Here is a 15,060-nt window from a genome sequence, read left to right on the forward strand (position 1 = left end):
GGGGACAGGGAGGAAATGATGACCCCAGAGGATCAGGCCATGCTGGCGTTCGCCACCAAATGGTCCCGATTCGGCGGCGGAGACGAATACATCCTGCCCGAGTTCGGCATCACCCCAGTCGTGTTCTACCAACGCCTCCTCACGATGGTGACGTCCACCCTGATCAACGACGTCGACTTCGCGACCCGGACATACTTGAGGGACTTCTGCTCCAGCAAACTCGCCCGCCCGGCCTCGAGAGCTGTCGCGGCATCACGAGTGGCCATGTGATCGCTCCCCACCGGTGGCCGCCGCACAGTGGCGGCCACCGGTGCTCGTGCGCCCAACCGGGCGCGAGAGTTTGCCTCCAACATAGGCTTCAGGGCTACCCGCTCCGGGTTGGCCGGGCGACGAGGGTGATCAACAGGTTCGCACGACGTGACACTCCGACCCACGGGCCCAGCATCGGATACACGGTGCGATCCACCGTCGTCTCGGCGGTGATGTGCAGTGTGTCGACCGCCTCGATCGACCGAAGTCGCAACTGGGTGGGAGCCGTGGTCTCCCGGACCGTCACCTCGCACGGAACGGACTGGCTCGACAGGTAGGCACCATCGATCGCCACCCGGATGGTGGGGTGCTTGTCCGTGTGGAGGTAGTGCGCGGACCGCAGGTGCCAGTCCCGGGGTCCCAGTGCGGTATCGATGCGGTCGGCGGCGAGCAGACCGGTCCCGGTGATGCGGCCCTCACTGATCGTGATCGAACCCTCTCGTACCGGGATACGGCCTCGTACCCACATCAACCCGAACGCCTTGGCGCGGAACGTCACCATCGATCGCTCGGTATCAACCGCATACGTACCGGCGGGAATGGCTGCGGAAGCCGGGTCCGAGGACGCGGAGTGGGTGTCGTTGGTCTGGCCGATAATCGCCGCCGGCGCCAGCAACGACCAGATCATGGCAGCACACGGAATCCGACCGCTGTTCGACGACACCGAAGACCCCACCATCCACGAACTGCTGAACGGGGACGACGTACACCAAATTCGTTGACCACCTCTCCCTCTCCAGCGTTCACCGAAAACCCCTCACAGTCGGCCTCGGATCATCTTCCCGGAGAGTCCGGAAATTTCAGTCTCCGCACCGTATCCGATGAGCAACGACGCGGCTCGGGCCTGAGAGGTAACCAGCCATCGGACGGTGCACCGAAGCCCACCATACGTGCAGGTCACGTCCTGCAATGCCTTATCTTTGTGGCAGAGGTCCCGTACTTGCCTCGGACGCGATGGCAGTGCCTCGCGTCAACCGGCGGAGGACACCTGTGAAGTGACAGGGGAGATATCCAATCGGACCAGGCAATTGTCCACCGCGGTGCTGCTGGAATGCCCGGTCGGTGTGCCAATCATTCTGTCCAATCGTTGCGAATCGTCGGACTCGGCGCGGTTATGCCAGTGAAGTTGTCCATGTAGAAGGCCGTCAGCGTCGGGGCACGATGCGCACAGATCTACACGAGCACACTTCCTTGTGTGCACCGTTGTGCGATGCCCGAGGGAACCATAGGAGGCCACGCTCCTGACGAGATCGCCGCTATCAACGCGATCCTCCATACCTCCTCAGAAGAGCAGGTTCTCGAACTCCTTCGATCGACCCCCGCAAGCTCAGTGCTCAAGGAGTGGACCCGGATCTCATCCTGGTTGCGAACCAATCTTTCGCATCCGGCGCTCGTCGGAGCCACTGGCGAGCAGATAGCGCTCGCAGAACAGGCCACGGGCGTGTGGACGAGCGAGCTCCGCGTCTTCTATCGATTGATCAACGGTTTTCCGCGAGAGAACTGGATCTCGCTCTTCCCCCGCCATGAGCTGCTGTCCCTTGATCGCGTCGTCGCCGATCATCATCGCAGGGTGGAGGGCTCGAAAACCGCCTACTACGGGCCCCCTGTTTCCCCTGACAAGTTCGCGAAAGAGCCCGCAGGTTCACCGTCGGAGGCATTTCTGTCTGAGTTCATCCCTATTGGAAACGCAGACGGTGATCACCTTTTCGTTGACACGCGGCCAGGACCACTTCATGGCTGTGTCAACGAATGGCCCCGTGAAGATTGGGCATGGGAACCGCCCCTCTGGCTCTCCTTGAGTTCGATGCTGGCAGACCTGGCAACGAGCCTCGAACGCACCAGTGCACTCACAGTCCGGCGCACACGCTGGCTGCCGTGCATTGTCGAAAAACGGCTGGTGTGGAATCCGGCGGTGTAGCAGATCTGTGGCGGTTATCGACCGGATCCGTCACTGCCCCGCCGAGAAGAAAATTGGCATTCAAACGGTCGTTGTGATGCCGCAGTATCGACTCATGTCACCGGGCTGACCAGAACATCCCCGCGTAATGCCGGCCTCGATGATGACTCCGGACGCGACGCACCGGCAGACCATGAACAACTTGACGAGCATCCGCCCTGAGGAGGGAATCGATGACGAAATCCGACACGGGCAGCGTCGAGTCGGTAGCACCGGACCTCGCGCAGCAATGGCATCCGACGCACAACCGTGGCCTGCAGCCGTCGCAGGTGCGGGTCTCGCGCCACCGATTGGTGTGGTGGCTCGGACCAGGTGGGCACTCGTGGCAGGAGTCGCCCTCGCGGAGGGTGCGTCGGGGTGCCGGCTGTCCGGTGTGCACGGGCGAACGGACGCGGCCCGGGGTCAATGACCTGGCGACCACGCACCCGCAGGAGGCGAACAGGTGGCCGCGGGACGCCACGCGATACCTGTCTGCCCGCGACGTCAACGCCCGGACCCGGTGGGTCGAGCGGCTGCTCGCGAACGCTGCGGCCGCGGATCAGGATGTCGCGGGTTAGAGGTGACGGCGTAACTGTTTGTCCCGGTGCGGACGGAGCAGTGCTCCGAGCTCGTGTAGCCGCGCACTCCGGGAACGGATCAGCTCGACAGTGAGGGCTTCGATCAGACCCACTGCTCACCGGTGACCCAGTCGAGTTCACGGCGCAGGTGTGCGCGGAGGTGCTCAGGGCCGCGGAACAGGACGTCGATGGCTCCCCAGGTGCGGGGCTTGGACAGCAGGTTCAGCACCCGGGTGGTCTGCGGGTAGAGCGCGAGCCGGTCGTCCACACCGTCCACGAACCCGGGTCTGCCTTCCGCGGTGCGGAGAACTCTTGTCCACGAGGGCGGCCGAGGACCGTGGCCTGGTCGCGGACGATCCGCCAAGTGGCGTCAACGAGGTGTCGAGTGAGAAAGCCGGTGGTGACGGCACGCCGGTATCGGCGCTCCGCCCGCACCCACTCGCTCGGGTCAGGTACCTGCCGCTGGTGTCCGTGACCATGGTCGGGGGCGAGCCAGCGTCCGTGCTTGAGGCAGATCGTGAACTGGTGGTGGTCGAACGTGGCCACCGAATGTCCTGCGGCGCAGCGGGTGCAGGCGCGACGAACGCCGGTGATGCGCGTGCGGTAGGTCTCGGCGAGGAGAGTCTCGGCGTCGTCCGGCCGAGTGCGGGTGGCCCGGAGATAGGAGCGGGCGAAGTGGGTGGCGTCCGGTCCGCCGAGTTCGTGGATCACCAGCGCCAGGTGGTGTGGCCGCCCGGTTTCGCTGCGGCGCTTACGAATCAACGAGTTCACCAGCCGGCGATCGATCACGTTCACCGCGCACAGCCGGTCGAGGTAGGAGTGCGGCGTCTCAAAGTGGTGCGGCCGCACATGCACCGGCTGGGACTTGACGACGAGGGGATTCACGCGACCGCGCTGCGGCCCTTCTTCGTGCCAGCTCGGGGACGCACCGCGGCAGCGCCAGCCGCCCCGAAGATGTGCTCCTCCGTGATCACCTCGGGTGAGTCGGGGGCGGGCTTCTCGTCGATCGCCACCGGCAGTGCGCGTGAGAGCACCCGACGGAGGTTCCCGTTGCGACCCTCGGCTTACGAAAATCGAGGCTAATATGCGTCTCAGACGCTGCGATTGAATTATCGTCCTGACTGCTGCTGACATTCACGTTCAGAATGCTCTTGGACCAAACGCCTGTCACACACTGAAATTAGTTTTCTAATTTCCAGCCTTTATTTCTGAGATCGTGCATCGCTTTTTTGAATTCATGCAACGGGTTCTCTTCGCGTATTACCTCGAGAACAACATTACTTACTCCGTATGTTGCCCCGACGGCATCGCCTAATCCTTCGAAATCTACCACTCCAGTGCCGATGGGGTCATGACCCCATGTTTCCAAACCCGTATCGGAAATATGCACAAGTGCAATAGATTTGTGGTTCGAGAGCAAACCCGCGACGGGGTCCTCCCCTATGTAAGCAGCGTTGGCGACATCGTAGACGATCTTGAGTGCATCATCGTTGACCGTATCTACGATGCCCGCCAGGTCCGCGATGGTAGGAGTGAAGCAATAAGGAGTATTTTCTAGAAGGAGTCGTGTGCCGGCCTGTTTGGCCAGTGGTACTAAAGTACCCAGACTCTCGTACATCCATCCATAGGTTTTTTCGAGTGAAGGTGAAATCATAGGGCGTCTCGTACCGGGGGATATCACAACTTCGGGGACATTCCAAGCTACAGCCAAGTCGATCACCGACTTAATGTGCTCAATACTTTTGCGACGCATATTAGCGCCGGGGCTTGCCAGATTGATGTCATACCCGCCGGCATTGAGCGATCTGATTTTCGCGCCGTATTCATCGAGTCGCGCTTTGATGGCCGAACGCTCCGCTGCGGATATTTCATCCGGCCAACAATGCGGAGAGCTGATCGGCACCTCAAAAGTCCTATACCCGTTGTCGACCAATTCAGCAATTGCATCGATTGCCGTAGACGACCAGAGATAAGAAAAAGTATTGATAATCATAACGAAGCATCCTCTCGGCTGAGTGACTGTTAAAAAATACGACTAGTTGGAGCTTGGTCGCCCGGGAATATGGCTGAGGATAGACTTGGAGAAGCCACCATCGACACAGATGTCTTGCCCGGTGACATAACCCGACAGCGGGCCTACAAGAAACTCGATCACGTTCGCAATATCCATGGGGTCGCCAATTCGCGACAGCGGAATGATACATTCTCGTGCAGTCTTGATTTGGGGGTCGGCGTACATTTTTTCAGTCATCGGGGTATGAGTCATACCTGGGGAAACCACATTCACACGAATGCCGTCAGGTGCCCACTCCAACGCGAGCGTCTGAGCTAACATTGTCAAAGCAGCTTTGCTGGGGCTATAAGCACCTGATCCGGCATGTGGTAGCTGCCCGGACATCGAAGAGGTAAAACAAGCCGAACCGCGACTATCCTTCAAATGCGTGTAGCTTGCTTTGGCAAGCAGCCACGCGCCGCGGAGGTTCACGGAGAACATATCGTCCCAATCCTGGAGGGATAGGTCACATATCGCACCAGGGCTGGCGATTCCAGCATTCGCTATCAACCCGTCCAGGCCGCCGAATTCGGCTACCGCAGCTTCCACCAGTTGACGTGGCACGTCGGGATCACCGAGGTCACCCGCCAGTGCGATGGCAGTGCCTCCCATTGACTGAATCGAACGAACCACTTGCTCTTGGGTGGTGTTCTTTTTATGTCCACACACCGCAATCATCGGCTGGATGCCCCGAGCAAGAGACGCCTCCGCGAGCCTCAAACATGTAGACGCGCCTATACCGCTACTTCCACCACTGACCAAAGCTCTCATTCCGTAAACTCCTGTAATAGATATCCACATGGTAAAAATGCTGTCAGGCGGTCACACAAACGACCCATGTCGCCCACCCGCTGCTTCTTTCTGGCCATCAAATCGGCGGATTGGGCAGCGATCGCTTCACGATTGGAGATTGATGGCCCCTATCAATCGCACTGCTCCCCGGACGGTGGACTGGACAGTCAGTTCCGACTCGACCAAGTCCACAATCGGGGTTTTGCGGGACGGACATCACGGAGGCCGGGCCAGCGCTGATCTACCCGGCCGCCGGAGACGTTCAGCGCGGCAGTGCGTCCTCGACGATGTCGGAGTCGTTCAGCGCGACTGTGATTCGGTTTGAACGACTTCCGGTTTCTGGGAGGGTGAAGTAGACGGCCAGGCATAGAGCGACGATCACGATCATATAGAACGCGACGAAAGTGGGGTGGCCGGCGCTGACGAAGGTCGCGGCGATCAGCGGCGCTGTACCCCCGAAGACGGCGATGACGATCTGGTGAGCAAACCCGATGCCTGACACGCGAACCGACGCCGGAAACAGCTCCGCCTGGATAGTGGGGTACACCGACTGCCAAACTCCCAACACAACCCATCCGGACGCGGCCACGATCACGTAGACACCGAATCCGGGCTGGTTCAGCAGCAAGAGCAATGGATAGAACAGAATGATCATTCCCAGTGCACCGACGATGGGGAAGATCTTGCGGCGCCCGAGCCTGTCCGACAGTGCTCCGCAGACCGGCACGACAATCACCAGCAGGAGCAGACCGATGACGCTGCCTGTCAGCGTGGAGGACAGACCTCTACCGCTGGTGAGATTGGCATAGGTCGGGAGGAATGTCGCCCAGGTGTAGTAGGCAACGGCGGGGGCGGACAGAGCCGCGGTTTGCAGGAGGGCCCTGGGATGGTCGCGGATCAGTTGGCGCAGTCCTGCGGGTGCGGACCTCTGTTTCGCTACGGTGCTGGCTTCGAATTCGGGTGATTCATCGGCCCGTGCCCGCATGAGCAGTCCGACGACACCCAGGAGTCCTCCCACCAGGAACGGAATGCGCCAGCCCCACGTTGCGAGCGCGTCACCGCTGAAGCTCGAGGTCACGAGGGCGGCGGCACCGGTTGCGGCCAGGGTTGCCAACCCGCTCGCCATGTTGGTGAACGAGCCGAACAATCCCCGGCGGTTGGCAGGTGCCTGCTCGACCAAGTAGGCGATCGCGCTCTGGCCCTCACTGCCCGCCGAGATGCCTTGGAGGACACGCGCGACAACGAACAAGACCGGAGCTAGGTACCCGATCATCGAGAAGGGGGGTGTGAGCGCAATGATCAACGCGCCCAATGCCATTCCGCTGATCGCCAAGGTCAGTACTCGGCGTCTGCCGTACCTGTCCGCGAGCGGAGAGATGATTATTCCGCTCAGAGGCCGCACGACGAAGCCGATGGCATAGGTGAGGAGCGCAGCGACCAGGGAAGCGAAGGCCGATTCGCTGGGGAAGATCTGGCTCGAGAAAACCGCCGCGAGCAGGCCGTACACGTACCAGTCGTACCATTCGACGAAGTGACCCACTGTCCCGGCGAGTAGGTTGAACGGCCGACCGCGTGCTGGTGTGGCACCGGTCGCTGGTTCGGTGGGTAGGTGATGCTGATCCGAAGTTGTCATTGTTTGGAATTCCTCATGAAGTGGAGGGGCGCCGTTCATGCGCGTCGAGTAGCGGACTGCCGAAGTCCGGCGGCACCTGTTTCGATCGGGGAAGATCCGGGATGGATGGCCCTGAAGAGGCGGGTTCAGCCGGCGGCAATCATGCCGACATATTCTCGCTCGCCGACAGATACGCGAACGCCGGCCACGTCGCAGCGATGTCGTCGGCGGCGGCGATCAACGACCCCGTCAGCTCGATCAGTCTCGATCGAGTCATGCGCACGGAAGGACCAGCGATGCTGAGGGTGCCGGTCGCCGCGGCAGTGGTGCCGGCACCGAAGATGGGTACCGCTACCGCATTGATGCCGAGGTCCATCTCTTCGAATGTGGTCGCGTAACCACGGCGGCGCGCTTCGTCGAGCTCGGCGCGGAGCTTGTCGGGATCGAGTGGTGTCCTCGATGCGTGTTGTCCTGGATTCTGCCTGTGCACGATCGAGGTGACGTACGCGTCGTCGAGCGTCGACAGCCAGGCCTTTCCGGACGCTGTTGCATGGGGAACAGCATTTTGCCCCATCACAGGATCGAGCCGGAGCGACGAGTTGGAACCCTGCGCCTTGGCGATCCACTGCAGCGAGTCGGCATTCGCCACTGCGAGGCGAACCAGTTCCTCGCACTCCGCGGCAAGCGCATCGAGTGTTCGCTGTGCCCACGAATCGATTCCGGACGACGTCAGCTGCCGCAGCCCGAGGGCGCCGAGTTTGTGTGTCGCAACGTAATTGGATGTTCGACGGTCCTGCGCTACGTAACCGGCACCGACCATCGCACCGAGAAGCCGGTGCGCAATGGCCTTGTTGACCGCAAGTTCGGTCGAGACCTTCGTTACTCCGCAGCCCTCCGGGTCCGACGACAGCAGTTCGAGCACCTTCAGGGCATTGGAGACGTCTTCAGTCATGGCCATGAGCGGCACTCCTCGGACTCGACTTGTGAACTGGGTTACAAAGTAACGCTGTTACAGACAGTCCCACAGTGAACCTGGGTCGTCAACCCTGCCCTGCCCACCGTTTCGCGCGGACCGCGCCGCTTCCGCCGGCCCTGTCCATCCGGTCACCGCACCGGGCAGCGTTCCCGTGGTCGGGCGAACCAGGTGTTCGATACCGAGGAGGGACTGCGCATCGTCGTTGACGAACAGATGATGCTGCCCGATCGACCACCGGCAGCGAAGAGATCCGAACCGAGACCAGTAGTTTTCCCATTCGCCGAGCTTGACGTGATCGCGGGCGAGACCACGGTCGATCAGACGCTGCTTGACCACGTCGGCCGACGCGGTCACGTGGACGACAACAATGTGGGTGTCGGGCCACGCGGCCGCGTCGATCGCCCGTTGGAGGTAGTCAGGATCGGACAGGTACGCCACGAAGGGCGCATCCAGCACTACCGAGTGGCCCAGATCGAGATTGCGGCCGGCGACCGCGAAGAGCGTGTCGTATTCGAGCGGCATCACTCGGTTGACATAGGTGTCATTGGATTCGCGGTCGGTCGCCTCGTGGCCGAGTGCGTCCAGTACCAGCTCCACGAAGGGCCCGGAAATGGTGTCCTTGTCGAGGTATGCCGCCCCGGTGATCGAACTGATCCGTTGCGCCACGGTAGATTTCCCCGACCCGGCCCCACCCAGGGCGATGTAGGCGACCGGCGGTCCCGCATCATGCGAGGTCATGCGCGGACACGGTCGATGGCCTCGACAAATTCCCGAGCGGCAGCCGTCACCCGCTCCATGTCCCCGTCGGGGCGTCCGGCCTTGGTGATCGCGCTTCCGACCCCGACAGCGGTCACGCCGGCGTCGAACCAGTCGGACACGTTGGCCGTGGTGACACCGCCGGCGGGGACCAACGGGATGTGGGCAAGGGGTGCCAGTACGGACTTGGCATAGGGAACGCCGCCCGCCTCGGTCGGAAACAGTTTGACCATGTCGGCTCCGGCCTCGGCCGAGTCGAGGATCTCGGTCGGCGTGTAGGCACCGCTGATGGTTGCGATCTGATAGCGATTCGCGACACGGATCATCTCGGGGCTCAGGTTGGGACTGACCAGGAACCGCGCACCCGCCGCAATGCTGGCCCACGCCGCGTGGCCGTCGAGCACGGTTCCGGCGCCGAAGATGACGTCCTCGTGCGCGAACTTCTCGGTGAGCCGCTCGATCACCGACAGGGCACCCGGAATGGACAGTGTGATCTCCAGGGCCCGGATTCCGCCTCGTACTGCTGCCGATGCCACCTCGAACGCTTCGTCTGCCGTGTCGAGCCGGACGATGAGCACATTTCCGGAGTTTCGGATGATTTGCAAGGAGTCAAGTTTCTGATGCACGGCCCTAGTGAATACATCTTTTCCGGCTGTGGCAACCCCACCCGCCCGATCGTTGACACCGGGGCAAACCCTGTGGCAGGCTCGCTGCAACCGATCTCAGCAACCGATCTCAGCAACCGATCTCATCGTTGCTCGAAATCGGCCCGCAAACAGCAAGGAGTCGATGACGGTGGACCCGAATATCTGGGACCGCGCTCCGTCCGCTGCCCACCCCGGCCGCTCCGCCGCGGCGGGTAGCGGTCGCCGAGTCGGCACTGTCGTCCTCGGAGCCTCCCACTGGCACGTGCCCCTGTACCGCGGTGCCATCGGCCGACGTCATCGCGTTCTGTCGGTCCAGGACGACAACGCGGACGCGGCAGAAAAGCTGGCACAGTTCTGGGGTGCGCCGTCCACTACCTCGGTCGATGCAGCGCTCGACCGCGACGGGATAGACCTTGCCTACGTCTTCAGCCCGCATCACGAGATGGCGGCGGCGTGCGGCAAGCTCATCGACCGCGGCATCGCGTTCGTCGTCGAGAAACCCGCCGGCGTCGACCTGACGCAGGTCACCGCGATCGCAGACGCTGCGCGCCGCGCCGGGGTACCCGCCACCGTGGCGCTCGTGCAGCGCAACGCACCGGTCGAGACGTGGCTGCGCCAGGTGGGTGACATTGTCTACGAACGACTCTCGTTCATCGCGGGCCCGCCCGGTCGATACCGGGAGAACGGGAATCCCTGGATGCTCGACCCGCAGTTGTCGGGAGGCGGATGCCTCACGAATCTGGGACCGCATTTCGTGGACCTCGCACTTCGGCACATCGGACACGACGTCGACGTCTCGGTGCAGTTGTCGCGGACCTTGCACCACGACACCGTCGACGACCACGCAACCGTGGTTCTGTCCCATGACGGTCGTGAATCGATCGTCGAGGTGGGGTACGCATTTCCCGATTCCCCGCTCAAGCGCTACTGCAGCTTCTCGGCGGCGGGAACGAACGGCTTCGCCTCGATCGACACCAACGGCTCGGCTCGATTCACCGACGCAACAGGAAACACCATCGAGGCGACAATCGAGGTGGACAGCGATCCGCTGTACGAACACTTCGTGGACAACGTTGCCGACTCGCTCGAAACGAAATTCCACGGTATGCCCACCCTCGACGAATTCGTGCGGTCGATGGCCATCATCTGGTCACAGGACGCCACAACCTCGGAGCAACGATGAATAACCCCAGCATCGACGACGTCGCAGACGCCGCAGGCGTTCACCGCTCCACGGTCTCGAGGGCGTTCTCGAAACCGGAAGCGGTCCGCGCCGAAACGCGTGAGCACGTGCTGCGTATTGCAGCCGATCTCGGGTACTCGATGAGCCCGGTCGCCCGCGCGTTACGCAACAAATCGAGCAGTCTCGTGCCGCTCATCGTTCCCGACATCACCAACCCGTTCTTTTCCGAACTGGCGCGGACCACCGCCGCAGCCGCCGAAACCCGCGGCTACCACGTCATTTTGTGCATCACCAACGGAGACAGTGAGCAAACCGCGGGATACCTCGCTGCGATGCATGCCATGTACTCACCCTTCGGGGTCATTGCACCGTCGACGAAAGTCGACCTCGGTGCACTCGCGCGATACGGCGTCGCGAACCGCATCGTCGTGCTCGACCGCGTCGAAGACGACCCCGCCATCCCCACGGTCACCGTCGACAGCGGGGAAGGTATCGCATTGGCGCTCGAGCATCTGATGACCCTCGGGCACCGCGCCGTCGCGTATGCACCGGGAATCGTGGGCACCTACACCGCGCAGGACCGGTGGGACGCCTACCAGCGGACTGCCCGGGCTCACGGCCTCTCCCCCATCATTCTTGAGCCGGAACCGGGGCGCGAGGTGAGCGGGGGCATCGTCGAGCGATGGTTGCAGCACGACCCGCGGCCCACCGCCATCATTGCCTCCAACGATCTCATCGCTTTCGCGTTGATCTCCGAACTGGGATCTCGCGGCGTCGCCGTGCCGCAGGATGTGTCGATCATCGGATTCGACGGCCTCGACTTCGGCGCCCGATTCAACCCCCGCCTGACCAGCGTGCGTCAACCCATAGCCGAGATGGGCCGGATCGCTATCGAACTCGGAGACAAACTCATCTCCGGCGCGCAGAGCGCGCATGTCGTGCTCCGGCCAACGCTGCTCGTCCGATCTTCCACACAGGAGCCCTCTCGATGACTGAATCCAGCACACCCGGCCGCGGCCCGGTGCCCGGCCTGAAATGGGTCGATCACGTCGCGTTCACGGTGCCCGACCTGGACGACGCCGCCGCGCTGTTCATCGACCTCTTCGGCGCCGAGGAACTCTACCGAGCCACCCGGGGACCGGACGCATCCTTCATGCCCGAACACTTCGGAGTGCCCGAGGACGCACATCTGGAACTCCGGATGCTCCGGTTGCCACCGAATCTCAACATCGAACTGTTTCAGTGGTGGAGCACCGACCGCACCCCGAGGTTTCCGCGGATGAGCGACGCGGGGGGCCATCACCTGTGCTTCGTGGTCGACGACGTCGACGACGTCGTCGACGCACTGAAGCGGCACTCGGACCTATCGATACTCGGGTCACGGAAAGAGGTCGACGGTGACAGCCCCGTCGCAGGAAACCGCTGGATCTACGCACAGACCACGTGGGGACTGGTACTCGAATTCGTCGACCGGTCACGCGTCGTCGACCCCCCTCGCCTGGTCGGACCACACGACTGGCGAAACACCGCAGCCCCCATCATTTCGGAGGAACCCACATGAGGATCGCCGGCCACACCCTCGGCACACCGCACCACTCGGTACCGGAGGCCCTGAAGCTGTTCGCCCGCGCGGGCCTCGACGCCGCAGAAGTGATCTACCAGGACGGCTACACCAGCGGGCTCGGCATCGGTGACGGAACCGCGGCCGCGGAAGCGGCGAAAGCCGCGGACGGCGAGGGTATCCCGATCATCGGATTGACCCCGTACACCACCGCCATCAATGCCCTCGACGACAAGACCCGCCGCGCAGCCGTGGACGAGCTTCGCTCGGCGATCGACACAGCGCACGTCCTCGGCGCGACACGGATACGTATCTACGCGGGTTCGTGGCAGCCCGGCGCCGAGGGGCACGCACACCATTGGGCGCAACTGGTGCGTTCGTTGCGTGACCTCGCAGTACCGGCAGCCGACGCGGGGGTTGTGCTGTGCGCCGAGAACCACTTCGGCACCATGACGCAGAGCGCACGCGACACCGCGGCATTGGTACGGCAAGTGGATTCCCCTGCCGTCCGCGTCCTCTACGACCAGGCCAACCTGACGTTCTCCCACGACGAGGACCTCGACCAGGCGTTCGCGATCCAGGGTGATCTGATCGGACACGTCCACGTGAAAGATCTGGTGTTCGTCGATCCGGATGCTCCGTTCGTCTCGTCCGAGACCGCGAGGGTGCATGCCGACGAACGCTCGGTGCGCTCCCGGGTCGTCGGAGATGGGACCGTTCCATGGGGACGGATCGTGGAACACCTGCACCGCTGCGGCTACGACGACACCCTGTCGCTCGAGTACGAATACCGCTGGCATCCACAGGATCTCGACGAACCGGAAATCGGTTTCCGGCGCGGAGCCGAGCACCTGCGCGCATTGCTCGCGCAGAGCGGTGTTCAGGACCGGACCACCGGGGCCGCCTTGTGACGCCACTGAGAGTCGGCGTGGTCGGCGCCGGCAACATTGCCTCCATTGCGCAGCTTCCGACACTGGTCCAGCGCGACGACGTGGAACTGCGCGCGCTCGTATCGAGGCGTGAGGACCCCAGCGCGCTGCAACGCCGGTGGGGGTTCACCCGTGTACACCGCACCGTGGAGGACATGGTGAGCCGCGAAGACCTCGACGCGATCTTCGTCCTCACCCCCCGGAGCGAACACGTCGAGGCTGTCGAACTAGCACTCGAGGCCGGTGTCGACGTCTTCTGCGAGAAGCCACTGGCCACTGCGACCTCGGACGCGATCCGGCTCGCCGACCTCGCGCAGGAACACAACCGAGTTCTGATGGTCGGGTTCAACCGCAGGTTCGCTCCCACCTACGTGGCCGCGCGCGAGGTATTCGGCGACACCGGTGCAACATTCTGCCTCGCCCAGAAGAACCGGGCCGGATCCGAGTATCGCGCGACCTTCGAAAACGCGATTCACATGGTCGATCTACTACGGTGGTTCTGCGGAGGTGACGTGGTCGAGGTGACCGCGACATCGGCGGGAGCGGACAAGTGGGAAGAAGACGGCAGCGCTGCGCTCATCCGCTTCTCCACCGGGAACACCGGCGTCCTCGTCGCCGCCCGCACCGCCGGCGCGTGGGGAGAAAAGCTCGACGCCCATGGACAGATGAAATCCGCCGAGGTGATCGCCCCGGACTCCGTCATGGTCACCGACAACGGTGTGCGCACCGTCCGAACGATGAGCCCCGAAAAATTCGGGTGGGCCACAGCGACGGACACTTTCGGCTTCGCCGCTGCCGTCCATCATTTCCTGGATTGTGTTCGGGACCGACGAGAGCCGCTCACCTCCGGACGGGAGGCGGTCCGGACGCAGCAATTACTCGACCGCATTCTCGCCGGTGCCGGGCTTCCCACCGAAGAACAGGCGGGACGTACATGGACGAGCAAGGCGGTCCAGTGAGCACCCGATCAGAGAAGGAGAACACGGTGGCCGAGCAAGTAGTACTGGTAACCGGTTCGAGTGGAGGTATCGGCGCTGCTGTCGTCGATGCTCTTACCGCACGTGGCGATGTGGTCATCGGTGCCGACCGAGTCGGGCGAGAAGGTCAGGACCTGGCCTCGTTCATCGATCTCGATATCACCGATGAAGCCCGCACCAGAGATGCAGTGCGTACGGTGATCGATCGTCACGGCCGGCTGGATGCGCTGGTCCACACCGCCGGGGTACTCGGCGAAACAGTCGATCCCCTCTCGACGAGCACCGCCGAGTTCGAGCGCATCATGCAGATCAACGCGTCCGGTACCTTCACCATCGCGCGGGAAGTCGCAAACGCGATGCTCGCAGCCGGAACCGCTGGAACGCTGGTGCTGTTCTCCTCCGTCGCGGCGAAGGAAGCGCGAGTGGACTATCTGCCTTACAACGCCAGCAAGATCGCTGTCCTGCACGTCATGTGGTCCTTCGCCAAGATCCTCGGCCCGAACGGCATCTCGGTCAACGCTGTCAGTCCAGGACCGGTGAACACCGAAATGTGGTCGAAATTCGCCGAGCAATCCGGCTCGGCTCGGGCTGCCCGTGATGCCCGTGCACGTCAGTTGCCGATGCAACGATTCGCAGAGCCGGACGAGGTAGCGCGAACTGTTGCCTTTCTGACGGCTGTGGAGAATCGCTACCTGACCGGGCTGTCCATTGACGTCGCGGGCGGCGCGCACCTCGGTATGGGAACCTGACG

General features: G+C 62.8%; 19 protein-coding genes. 9 read left to right on the forward strand and 10 right to left on the reverse strand.

What is annotated here, in order from left to right; translation table 11 throughout:
* The first annotated feature begins 15 nt into the window (after positions 1-15).
* Complete coding sequence (locus ACFTWF_RS36040) at positions 16-270, forward strand: DUF3263 domain-containing protein (protein WP_378465859.1); 255 nt, start codon at positions 16-18, stop codon at positions 268-270.
* A gap of 94 nt (positions 271-364) precedes the next feature.
* Here ACFTWF_RS36040 and ACFTWF_RS36045 read toward each other — a convergent pair whose 3' ends face one another.
* Positions 365-937 (reverse strand): YceI family protein, encoded by a 573-nt coding sequence (locus ACFTWF_RS36045; protein ID WP_378465860.1) that lies wholly within the window; start codon positions 935-937, stop codon positions 365-367.
* Between the two features lie 582 nt (positions 938-1,519).
* Between ACFTWF_RS36045 and ACFTWF_RS36050 the strand changes: the two genes are divergently transcribed.
* Together ACFTWF_RS36050 and ACFTWF_RS36055 are read left to right on the forward strand one after the other, a co-directional pair.
* Positions 1,520-2,227: a hypothetical protein gene (locus ACFTWF_RS36050; protein ID WP_378465861.1), complete on the forward strand. Its 708-nt coding sequence runs from the start codon at positions 1,520-1,522 to the stop codon at positions 2,225-2,227.
* A gap of 212 nt (positions 2,228-2,439) precedes the next feature.
* Entirely contained in the window at positions 2,440-2,823 is a 384-nt protein-coding gene (locus tag ACFTWF_RS36055; protein WP_378465862.1) for a zinc-ribbon domain-containing protein, read from the forward strand.
* 103 nt (positions 2,824-2,926) lie between these two features.
* Here the strand turns inward: ACFTWF_RS36055 and ACFTWF_RS36060 are convergent, their stop codons facing one another.
* The 9 genes from ACFTWF_RS36060 to ACFTWF_RS36100 form a co-directional block, all read right to left on the reverse strand.
* Complete coding sequence (locus tag ACFTWF_RS36060; protein WP_378465863.1) at positions 2,927-3,091, reverse strand: hypothetical protein; 165 nt, start codon at positions 3,089-3,091, stop codon at positions 2,927-2,929.
* The gene (locus tag ACFTWF_RS36065) at positions 3,046-3,708 is read right to left on the reverse strand and encodes a hypothetical protein (protein WP_378465864.1); all 663 of its coding nucleotides are present in this window, start codon (positions 3,706-3,708) and stop codon (positions 3,046-3,048) included. The genes ACFTWF_RS36060 and ACFTWF_RS36065 overlap by 46 nt, the downstream gene beginning before the upstream one ends.
* Complete coding sequence (locus ACFTWF_RS36070) at positions 3,705-3,857, reverse strand: hypothetical protein (RefSeq protein WP_378465865.1); 153 nt, start codon at positions 3,855-3,857, stop codon at positions 3,705-3,707. The genes ACFTWF_RS36065 and ACFTWF_RS36070 overlap by 4 nt, the downstream gene beginning before the upstream one ends.
* A 146-nt stretch (positions 3,858-4,003) precedes the next feature.
* Entirely contained in the window at positions 4,004-4,816 is an 813-nt protein-coding gene (locus ACFTWF_RS36075; RefSeq protein ID WP_378465866.1) for a sugar phosphate isomerase/epimerase family protein, read from the reverse strand.
* Between the two features lie 42 nt (positions 4,817-4,858).
* Positions 4,859-5,647, reverse strand: a complete 789-nt coding sequence (locus ACFTWF_RS36080) for an SDR family NAD(P)-dependent oxidoreductase (RefSeq protein WP_378465867.1) — start codon at positions 5,645-5,647, stop codon at positions 4,859-4,861.
* Between the two features lie 283 nt (positions 5,648-5,930).
* Positions 5,931-7,340, reverse strand: coding sequence for an MFS transporter (locus ACFTWF_RS36085; protein ID WP_378465868.1), 1,410 nt, complete (start codon positions 7,338-7,340; stop codon positions 5,931-5,933).
* Between the two features lie 100 nt (positions 7,341-7,440).
* Positions 7,441-8,238, reverse strand: a complete 798-nt coding sequence (locus ACFTWF_RS36090) for an IclR family transcriptional regulator (RefSeq protein WP_378465869.1) — start codon at positions 8,236-8,238, stop codon at positions 7,441-7,443.
* 51 nt (positions 8,239-8,289) lie between these two features.
* Positions 8,290-8,994, reverse strand: a complete 705-nt coding sequence (locus ACFTWF_RS36095; protein WP_378465870.1) for an AAA family ATPase — start codon at positions 8,992-8,994, stop codon at positions 8,290-8,292.
* Positions 8,991-9,617 carry a bifunctional 4-hydroxy-2-oxoglutarate aldolase/2-dehydro-3-deoxy-phosphogluconate aldolase gene (locus tag ACFTWF_RS36100; protein ID WP_378465871.1) on the reverse strand — a complete coding sequence of 209 codons (627 nt, stop codon included), beginning with the start codon at positions 9,615-9,617 and terminating at the stop codon, positions 8,991-8,993. Before ACFTWF_RS36100 ends, ACFTWF_RS36095 begins: the two co-directional genes overlap by 4 nt.
* Before the next feature lie 184 nt (positions 9,618-9,801).
* Between ACFTWF_RS36100 and ACFTWF_RS36105 the strand changes: the two genes are divergently transcribed.
* Genes ACFTWF_RS36105 through ACFTWF_RS36130 form a run of 6 tightly spaced genes read left to right on the forward strand, consistent with a single transcriptional unit; the run spans position 9,802 to position 15,058 of the window.
* Positions 9,802-10,842 (forward strand): Gfo/Idh/MocA family protein, encoded by a 1,041-nt coding sequence (locus tag ACFTWF_RS36105; protein ID WP_378465872.1) that lies wholly within the window; start codon positions 9,802-9,804, stop codon positions 10,840-10,842.
* Positions 10,839-11,834 carry a LacI family DNA-binding transcriptional regulator gene (locus ACFTWF_RS36110; protein ID WP_378465873.1) on the forward strand — a complete coding sequence of 332 codons (996 nt, stop codon included), beginning with the start codon at positions 10,839-10,841 and terminating at the stop codon, positions 11,832-11,834. The genes ACFTWF_RS36105 and ACFTWF_RS36110 overlap by 4 nt, the downstream gene beginning before the upstream one ends.
* On the forward strand, positions 11,831-12,403 hold the full coding sequence (locus ACFTWF_RS36115) for a VOC family protein (protein ID WP_378465874.1): 573 nt from the start codon (positions 11,831-11,833) through the stop codon (positions 12,401-12,403). Before ACFTWF_RS36110 ends, ACFTWF_RS36115 begins: the two co-directional genes overlap by 4 nt.
* Complete coding sequence (locus ACFTWF_RS36120) at positions 12,400-13,314, forward strand: sugar phosphate isomerase/epimerase family protein (RefSeq protein WP_378465875.1); 915 nt, start codon at positions 12,400-12,402, stop codon at positions 13,312-13,314. Before ACFTWF_RS36115 ends, ACFTWF_RS36120 begins: the two co-directional genes overlap by 4 nt.
* Entirely contained in the window at positions 13,311-14,291 is a 981-nt protein-coding gene (locus tag ACFTWF_RS36125) for a Gfo/Idh/MocA family protein (protein ID WP_378465876.1), read from the forward strand. The genes ACFTWF_RS36120 and ACFTWF_RS36125 overlap by 4 nt, the downstream gene beginning before the upstream one ends.
* 26 nt (positions 14,292-14,317) lie before the next feature.
* Positions 14,318-15,058 carry an SDR family NAD(P)-dependent oxidoreductase gene (locus ACFTWF_RS36130; protein WP_378465877.1) on the forward strand — a complete coding sequence of 247 codons (741 nt, stop codon included), beginning with the start codon at positions 14,318-14,320 and terminating at the stop codon, positions 15,056-15,058.
* The last annotated feature ends 2 nt before the right edge of the window (positions 15,059-15,060 follow it).

This window comes from Rhodococcus sp. NPDC056960 (assembly GCF_042674125.1).
Taxonomy (GTDB): domain Bacteria; phylum Actinomycetota; class Actinomycetes; order Mycobacteriales; family Mycobacteriaceae; genus Rhodococcus_F.

Coding starts and splice junctions, on each gene's coding strand:
- ACFTWF_RS36040 (WP_378465859.1), top strand. CDS start 16: ATGATGACCCCAGAGGATCAGGCCATGCTGGCGTTCGCCACCAAATGG.
- ACFTWF_RS36045 (WP_378465860.1), bottom strand. CDS start 937: ATGATCTGGTCGTTGCTGGCGCCGGCGGCGATTATCGGCCAGACCAAC.
- ACFTWF_RS36050 (WP_378465861.1), top strand. CDS start 1,520: ATGCCCGAGGGAACCATAGGAGGCCACGCTCCTGACGAGATCGCCGCT.
- ACFTWF_RS36055 (WP_378465862.1), top strand. CDS start 2,440: ATGACGAAATCCGACACGGGCAGCGTCGAGTCGGTAGCACCGGACCTC.
- ACFTWF_RS36075 (WP_378465866.1), bottom strand. CDS start 4,816: ATGATTATCAATACTTTTTCTTATCTCTGGTCGTCTACGGCAATCGAT.
- ACFTWF_RS36080 (WP_378465867.1), bottom strand. CDS start 5,647: ATGAGAGCTTTGGTCAGTGGTGGAAGTAGCGGTATAGGCGCGTCTACA.
- ACFTWF_RS36085 (WP_378465868.1), bottom strand. CDS start 7,340: ATGAACGGCGCCCCTCCACTTCATGAGGAATTCCAAACAATGACAACT.
- ACFTWF_RS36090 (WP_378465869.1), bottom strand. CDS start 8,238: ATGGCCATGACTGAAGACGTCTCCAATGCCCTGAAGGTGCTCGAACTG.
- ACFTWF_RS36095 (WP_378465870.1), bottom strand. CDS start 8,994: ATGACCTCGCATGATGCGGGACCGCCGGTCGCCTACATCGCCCTGGGT.
- ACFTWF_RS36105 (WP_378465872.1), top strand. CDS start 9,802: ATGACGGTGGACCCGAATATCTGGGACCGCGCTCCGTCCGCTGCCCAC.
- ACFTWF_RS36110 (WP_378465873.1), top strand. CDS start 10,839: ATGAATAACCCCAGCATCGACGACGTCGCAGACGCCGCAGGCGTTCAC.
- ACFTWF_RS36115 (WP_378465874.1), top strand. CDS start 11,831: ATGACTGAATCCAGCACACCCGGCCGCGGCCCGGTGCCCGGCCTGAAA.
- ACFTWF_RS36120 (WP_378465875.1), top strand. CDS start 12,400: ATGAGGATCGCCGGCCACACCCTCGGCACACCGCACCACTCGGTACCG.